Origin of the sequence: uncultured Oscillibacter sp. (assembly GCF_910579365.1) — a bacterium.
GTDB lineage: Bacteria > Bacillota > Clostridia > Oscillospirales > Oscillospiraceae > Oscillibacter.
The window spans coordinates 1-6,940 of record NZ_CAJTUX010000101.1; the positions used below are offsets into that span (position 1 = coordinate 1).

The following is a 6,940-nucleotide window of genomic DNA, read 5'->3' on the forward strand; positions in this document are numbered from 1 at the left end:
ACCTTCTGGATCTCGTGGGAGGTGCGGAAGCCGTCGAAGAAGTTCAGGAAGGGCACACGGCCCTCGATGGCGGCCAGGTGGGCCACGGCGGCCAGGTCCATGACCTCCTGCACGTTGCCCTCGGCCAGCATGGCGAAGCCGGTCTGGCGGCAGGCCATAACGTCGGAGTGGTCGCCGAAGATGTTCAGCGCGTGGCTGGACACGGTACGGGCGGACACATGGAACACGCAGGGCAGCAGCTCGCCGGCGATCTTGTACATGTTGGGGATCATCAGCAGCAGGCCCTGAGAAGCGGTGTAAGTGGTGGTCATCGCGCCGGTGGCGAGGGAACCGTGGACCGTGCCGGAGGCGCCGGCCTCGGACTGCATCTCGCAGACCTTCACGGTGGTGCCGAAGATGTTTTTCTGACCAGCGGCAGCCCACTGGTCCACCAAGTCTGCCATGGGCGAAGACGGGGTGATGGGATAGATGCCCGCCACCTCGGTAAACGCGTAGCTGACATACGCAGCCGCGTTATTTCCGTCCATGGACTTGAACTTTCTTGCCATAAACTTACCTCCTGTAAATTCGCCGCCCGGGGGACGGCAATCTCTCCAAGACAGGGGGCGGAACGCTCTCCTTCCGAACCCCATGCGGTTTTATTATAACACGGCGGTTCGCCGGTGTAAACCGCCGCTTTGTTATTTTTTGCACAAATTTTCCCGCGTATTCTTGACGGGCAAAAGTTCCGCCTGCCTGCGCCGCCCCTCCGCCTGGGCGCAGGTACTTGAAACCTTTTGCCGCAGGTGCTATACTGAAAATACCAACACCCCCCGGCAGATGCGGCCGGCACATCGTTCCTCCCTGCTCTGCGCCGCCTGTATCCGTCTCCTTTGAGGCGGCCGGATGAGGCCGCCCCACCCCACACAGGAGGTTTTTATCTTATGGTCGTCACCGTACGTTCTCTCGGCTTGAACGGCGTCTCGGGCTACGAGGTCAGCGCCGAGTGCTTTCTCTCCGGCGGCCTCCCCGCCTTTGACATTGTGGGTCTGCCGGACGCCGCCGTCCGGGAGGCCCGGGAGCGGGTCCGGGCGGCAATCAAAAACTGCGGGGCCAAGTTCCCCGTCAGCCGCATCACCGTGAATCTGGCCCCGGCGGGACAGAAGAAGGCGGGCACGCTCTACGACCTGCCCATCTTCGTCGGGCTGCTGGCGGCCGGAGGCGACCTGCCGGCGCCTCCGGCGGACGCGGCCTTCCTGGGGGAGCTGTCCCTCAGCGGGACCCTGCGGCGCGTGGCCGGGGTGCTGCCCATGGCCCTGGCGGCGGAGCGGGCGGGGGTCCGGCAGCTCTTCGTCCCGGCGGACAACGCCGCCGAGGCCACCCTGGCCGGAGGGCTGACGGTCTACGGCGTTTCGGACGCGGGGGACCTGGCGGCCCACCTCCGGGGGGAGGCCCTCCTCTCCCCCGCCCCGGCCTGGACCCCGGAGGAGGACGAGGCGGGCCTTTTGGACCTCCGGGACGTGATGGGTCAGGAGAATGTGAAGCGGGCCCTGGAGATCGCCGCCGCCGGGGGGCACAACCTGCTTATGATCGGGTCCCCCGGGGCGGGAAAGTCCATGCTGGCCAAGCGCCTGCCCTCCATCCTGCCGGACATGAGCCGGGAGGAGGCTCTGGACGCCTCCGGCGTGTGGTCCGTGGCGGGGCTGACGGACCCAGGGCGCCCCCTGCTGGCCCGCCGCCCCTTCCGCAGCCCCCATCACACCGTCTCCGCCTCCGCCCTCACCGGCGGCGGGCCCGCCATGCGGCCCGGGGAAATCTCCCTGTCCCACAACGGCGTCCTCTTTCTGGACGAGCTGCCGGAGTTCCGCCGGGACGCGCTGGAGGTTCTCCGCCAGCCTCTGGAGGACGGGGAGGTGACGGTCTCCCGGGCCGGGGGCACTCTGCGCCTGCCCGCCCGATTCCAGCTCATCTGCGCCATGAACCCCTGCCGCTGCGGCTGGCGGGGCCACCCGGACCGGCGGTGCACCTGCTCCCAGCGGGACCGGGAGCGGTATGTGGAGAAGATCTCCGGCCCCCTGCTGGACCGGATCGACCTCCATGTGACGGTGCCCTCCGTGGAGTACGAAGCCATGCGCCGCCGGGAGACGCCGGAGTCCTCCGCCCAGGTCAAGGCCCGGGTGGACGCGGCCCGGGCCATTCAGGCGGAGCGGCTGGCGGGCAGCGGCGCGGCCTGCAACGCCCAGATTACCCCAGCTCAGATGGGAGCGTTCTGCCGCCTGGACGCCGCCGGGGAAACGCTGATGAAAAACGCCTTCCAGCGCATGGGCCTGACGGCCCGGTCCCATGACCGCATCCTCCGGGTGGCCCGGACCATCGCCGACCTGGACGGGGCGGCGGACATCGGCGCGCCCCATCTGGCGGAGGCGATCCAATACCGGAACACGGACATTTTGCGGGGCTGAAAAGCCGCGCGAAGAGGCCCAGGCGATAGACGCCCGGGCCGCAAAAACGGTTTCGCCCGCATGAAAAACCCGGGGCCCCGCAAGGGGCTCCGGGTTTCTTGTGTTCCTGCATGCTCAGTCCACGGAAAGGGGGGCGGTCTCCGCCGCTTCGCTGACGGCGTTCCCCAGGATGATGGGCTCCTCGCGCTCCTCCTCCGCCTCGGGAATCAGCTTCTCCGCCTCGGCGTGATAGGCCTGGAGGCCTGTTCCGGCGGGAATCAGCTTGCCGATGATGACGTTCTCCTTCAAGCCCGCCAGGCGGTCGCTCTTGCCCTTGATGGCGGCCTCCGTCAGCACCTTCGTCGTCTCCTGGAAGGAGGCGGCGGAGAGGAAGGAGTCCGTGGCCAGGGACGCCTTGGTGATGCCCATCAGCAGCTGGGTGCCCTCGGCGTGGCGGAGAGGCTCGCCGTCCTCCCGCCGCTCTCCGGCGGCGTTCCGGCGGTCGATCTCGTCGTTGGCGTTCTCCAGCTCCAGCACGTCCACCATGGACCCGTCCAGAAGGTTCGTGTCCCCGGCGTCCTCCAGGCGGACCTTGCGCATCATCTGGCGGACAATGACCTCAATGTGCTTGTCGTTGATGTCCACGCCCTGCTGGCGGTACACCCGCAGGACCTCCTGGATGAGGTAGTTGTACACCGCGTCCGCGCCCCGGATGCGGAGCACGTCGTGGGGGTTCAGCGCGCCGTAGGTCAGCTGGCGGCCCGCTTCGATAACGTCGCCGTCCCTGACCTGGAGGCCCGTGTGGGGCACGGCGTAGGTCCGGGTATCCCCGTCGGGGGCGGTGATGATGATGTTCAGGAGGCTGCCCTTGGTGGCCTCCTCAAAGCGGACCGTGCCGCCGATCTCGGAGAGGGTGGCCATCCGCTTGGGCTTCCGGGCCTCGAACAGCTCCTCCACACGGGGAAGACCCTGGGTGATGTCCCCGCCGGCCAGACCGCCGGTGTGGAAGGTACGCATGGTCAGCTGGGTGCCGGGCTCGCCGATGGACTGGGCGGCGATGATGCCCACGGCCTCGCCGGGGCCCACGGGGCGGGAGGTGGCCAGGTTCATGCCGTAGCACTTGGCGCACACGCCGCTGGGGGCCTTGCAGGTCAGAACGGTGCGGATCATCACCGTGGGCTTTTTGTCCGGGTCCCCGGCGGGGTCGAACTCGCACTGGTCGCCGGGGCGGATGTTCTTCTGGACCCACTTCCGGCTCTCCAGCAGCTTGGCCTCCGGGTCGCCCTTCATCATCTCGGCGCTGCTCAGAAGCACCTCGCCGGTGGCCGGGTCCACCACGTCGTCCACCAGGAAGCGGCCCCGGAGCCGGTCGGACAGCTTTTCAATGACCTGCCCGTTCTCGCTGATCTCGGAGACCTTGATGCCGTGGGTGACGCGGCAGTCCTCCTCCCGGATGATGACCTCCTGGGAGACGTCCACCATCCGGCGGGTCAGGTACCCGGAGTCGGCGGTCCGCAGGGCGGTGTCCGCCAGGCCCTTTCGGGCGCCGCGGCTGGAGATGAAGTACTCCAGCGCCGTCAGTCCCTCCCGGTAGTTGGCCTTGATGGGAATCTCGATGGTTCTGCCGGCGGTGTTGGCGATCAGGCCCCGCATGCCCGCCAGCTGGCGGATCTGCTTCATGGAGCCTCGGGCGCCGGAGTCCGCCATCATGAAGATGGGGTTGTAGCGGTCCAGGTTCTTTTGCAGGGCGTCGGAGACGTCGTCGGTGGTCTTCTCCCACTCCTGCACCACGTTGCGGTAGCGCTCCTGGTCGGTCATGAAGCCCATCTTGTACTGGGTCTCGATGTCCAGAACCTTCTGCTCCGTATCCCGGACCATCTCGTACTTCTTGGGGGGAATGGTCATGTCGGCGATGGAGACGGTAATGGCCGCCTGGGTGGAGTATTTATAGCCCGTGGCCTTGATGGCGTCCAGCACTTCGGCGGCGGCGGTGAAGCCGTGCTTGTTGATGGTCCGGTCCACGATCCGCCCCAGCTGCTTTTTGCCGCAGGTCTCCGTGATCTCGTAGTCGCAGATGTGGGCGGGGTCGCTGCGGTCCACAAAGCCCAGGTCCTGGGGGATGTTGTGGTTGAAGATGATCCGGCCCGGGGTGATCTCCACGATGCGGGTGTAGGTCTGCCCCTCCACCTCCTGGGTCCGGCGGACCAGGATGGGGCAGTGGGGGCCGATGACCCCCTCGTTATAGGCCATAAGGGCCTCGTCCTCGTCGGCATAGACCCGCAGGGGCTTGTAGGCGGCCCGGCGCTTTTCCGGCGCGCCGGTCTTTTGGGCCTCCTTATTCTCCGCGTCAATGGCCTCGTTGGCGGCCAGAAACTCGTCGGCGTTTACCGGGCCCCCGGCGGTGAGATTCGTGTCTCCCGCGTCCACGCACCAGACCTCCGCCGCGCCCCGCTCGGCGCTGCCCATGCGGTCCATGGTCAGGTAGTAGCTGCCCAGCACCATGTCCTGGGTGGGCACGGTGACCGGCCCGCCGTCCTGGGGACGGAGGAGGTTGTTGGCGGAGAGCATCAGAATCCGGGCCTCGGCCTGGGCCTCGGCGCTGAGGGGGACGTGAATGGCCATCTGGTCGCCGTCAAAGTCGGCGTTGAAGGCCGTGCAGTTCAGGGGGTGGAGCTTCAGCGCCCGTCCGTCCACCAGCACCGGCTCGAAGGCCTGGATGCCCAGGCGGTGGAGGGTGGGGGCGCGGTTGAGCATGACGGGATGGTCCTTGATGATGACATCCAGAGCGTCCCACACCTCGGTGACGCCCTTGTCCACCATCTTCTTGGCGGACTTGATGTTGTTGGCGGTGCCGTCCTCCACCAGCTTTTTCATGATGAAGGGGCGGAACAGCTCCACGGCCATCTCCTTGGGCACGCCGCACTGGTAGATCTTCAGCTCCGGTCCCACCACGATAACGGACCGGCCCGAATAGTCCACCCGCTTGCCCAGAAGGTTCTGGCGGAAGCGGCCCTGCTTGCCCTTGAGGAGGTCCGAGAGGGACTTGAGGGCCCGGTTGTTGGCCCCGGTGACGGCCCGGCCCCGGCGGCCGTTGTCGATAAGGGCGTCCACCGCCTCCTGGAGCATCCGCTTCTCGTTGCGGACGATGATGTCCGGCGCGTTGAGCTGGATGAGCCGCTTGAGGCGGTTGTTCCGGTTGATGACCCGGCGGTAGAGGTCGTTCAAGTCGGAGGTGGCGAACCGGCCGCCGTCCAGCTGGACCATGGGCCGCAGCTCCGGAGGAATGACGGGCAGCACGTCGATGATCATCCACTCCGGCTTGTTCCCGGAGAGGCGGAAGGCGTCCACCACCTCCAGCCGCTTGACAATGCGGGCCTTCTTCTGGCCGGAGGCCCCCTTCAGCTCCGCGTGGAGCTGCTGGGACAGGGCGTCCATGTCCACGTCCATCAAAAGCGTTTTCACGGCCTCCGCGCCCATGCCGGCCTGGAAGTCGTCCTCATACTTCTCCCGGTAGTCCCGGTACTCCTTTTCGGAGAGAATCTGGTTTTTGCTCAGGGGCGTCTCGCCGGGGTCCGTGACGATATAGTTGGCAAAGTACAGCACCTTCTCCAGGATGCGGGGACTGATGTCCAGCAGCAGCCCCATCCGGGAGGGGATGCCCTTGAAATACCAGATGTGGCTGACGGGGGTGGCCAGCTCGATGTGGCCCATCCGCTCCCGGCGGACCTTGGCCCGGGTGACTTCCACGCCGCAGCGGTCGCAGATTTTTCCCTTGTAACGAATCTTTTTATACTTGCCGCAGTGGCACTCCCAGTCCTTGGTGGGCCCGAAAATGCGTTCGCAGAACAACCCGTCCCGCTCCGGCTTCAGCGTGCGGTAGTTGATGGTCTCCGGCTTCTTCACCTCGCCATAGGACCACTCCCGAATCTGCTCCGGAGAGGCCATGCCGATCTTGATCGCGTCAAAGGCGATGTTTCCGCCGGTTCTGTTTTCGGTCATAGTACGCGTTCCTCCTTCAATGCGCCGGATATACGGCTGTATTTAACGAACGCATCATTCGTCGTCCTCGTCTTCCTCGTCAAACCCGGCGCCGATGTCCGCGCCCGCGTCGTCGGGGGCGTCCTCGATGTCATAGCCGGACTCCTGGAATTCCGCCTCCATCTCCTCGTTAAAGGCGCTGCGGCTCCGCTCGTCGTCGGCGTCCATCCGGGCGAGGTTGAAGGTATCCATGGCGTCCTCGTCCTCCCGCAGCTCGATGGGGTTGCCCTGGGCGTCCAGCACCTGGATGTCCAGGCACAGGGACTGGAGCTCCTTCACCAAAACCTTGAAGGACTCGGGCACGCCGGGCTGGGGCACGTTGTGGCCCTTGACGATGGCCTCGTAGGTGCGGACGCGGCCCGTCACATCGTCGCTCTTCACGGTCAGAATCTCCTGGAGGGTATAGGCCGCGCCGTAAGCCTCCAGGGCCCAGACCTCCATCTCGCCGAAGCGCTGGCCGCCGAACTGGGCCTTGCCGCCCA

General features: G+C 66.4%; 2 protein-coding genes and 2 pseudogenes. 1 reads left to right on the forward strand and 3 read right to left on the reverse strand.

What is annotated here, in order from left to right:
- A pseudogene (locus QZ329_RS14375) lies at positions 1-548 on the reverse strand (pyruvate:ferredoxin (flavodoxin) oxidoreductase); the annotation flags it as partial.
- Positions 549-923: 375 nt separating this feature from the next.
- On the opposite strand from QZ329_RS14375, the gene QZ329_RS14380 reads away from it, so the two are divergent.
- Positions 924-2,441, forward strand: a complete 1,518-nt coding sequence (locus tag QZ329_RS14380) for a YifB family Mg chelatase-like AAA ATPase (protein ID WP_295753693.1) — start codon at positions 924-926, stop codon at positions 2,439-2,441.
- 114 nt (positions 2,442-2,555) lie between these two features.
- On the opposite strand, the gene rpoC is transcribed toward QZ329_RS14380, so the two are convergent.
- Both rpoC and QZ329_RS14390 read right to left on the reverse strand, forming a co-directional pair.
- Entirely contained in the window at positions 2,556-6,419 is a 3,864-nt protein-coding gene (rpoC, locus tag QZ329_RS14385; protein WP_295753694.1) for a DNA-directed RNA polymerase subunit beta', read from the reverse strand.
- Between the two features lie 54 nt (positions 6,420-6,473).
- Positions 6,474-6,940 (reverse strand): annotated as a pseudogene (locus tag QZ329_RS14390) (DNA-directed RNA polymerase subunit beta); the annotation flags it as partial.

Coding starts and splice junctions, on each gene's coding strand:
- QZ329_RS14380 (WP_295753693.1), top strand. CDS start 924: ATGGTCGTCACCGTACGTTCTCTCGGCTTGAACGGCGTCTCGGGCTAC.
- rpoC (WP_295753694.1), bottom strand. CDS start 6,419: ATGACCGAAAACAGAACCGGCGGAAACATCGCCTTTGACGCGATCAAG.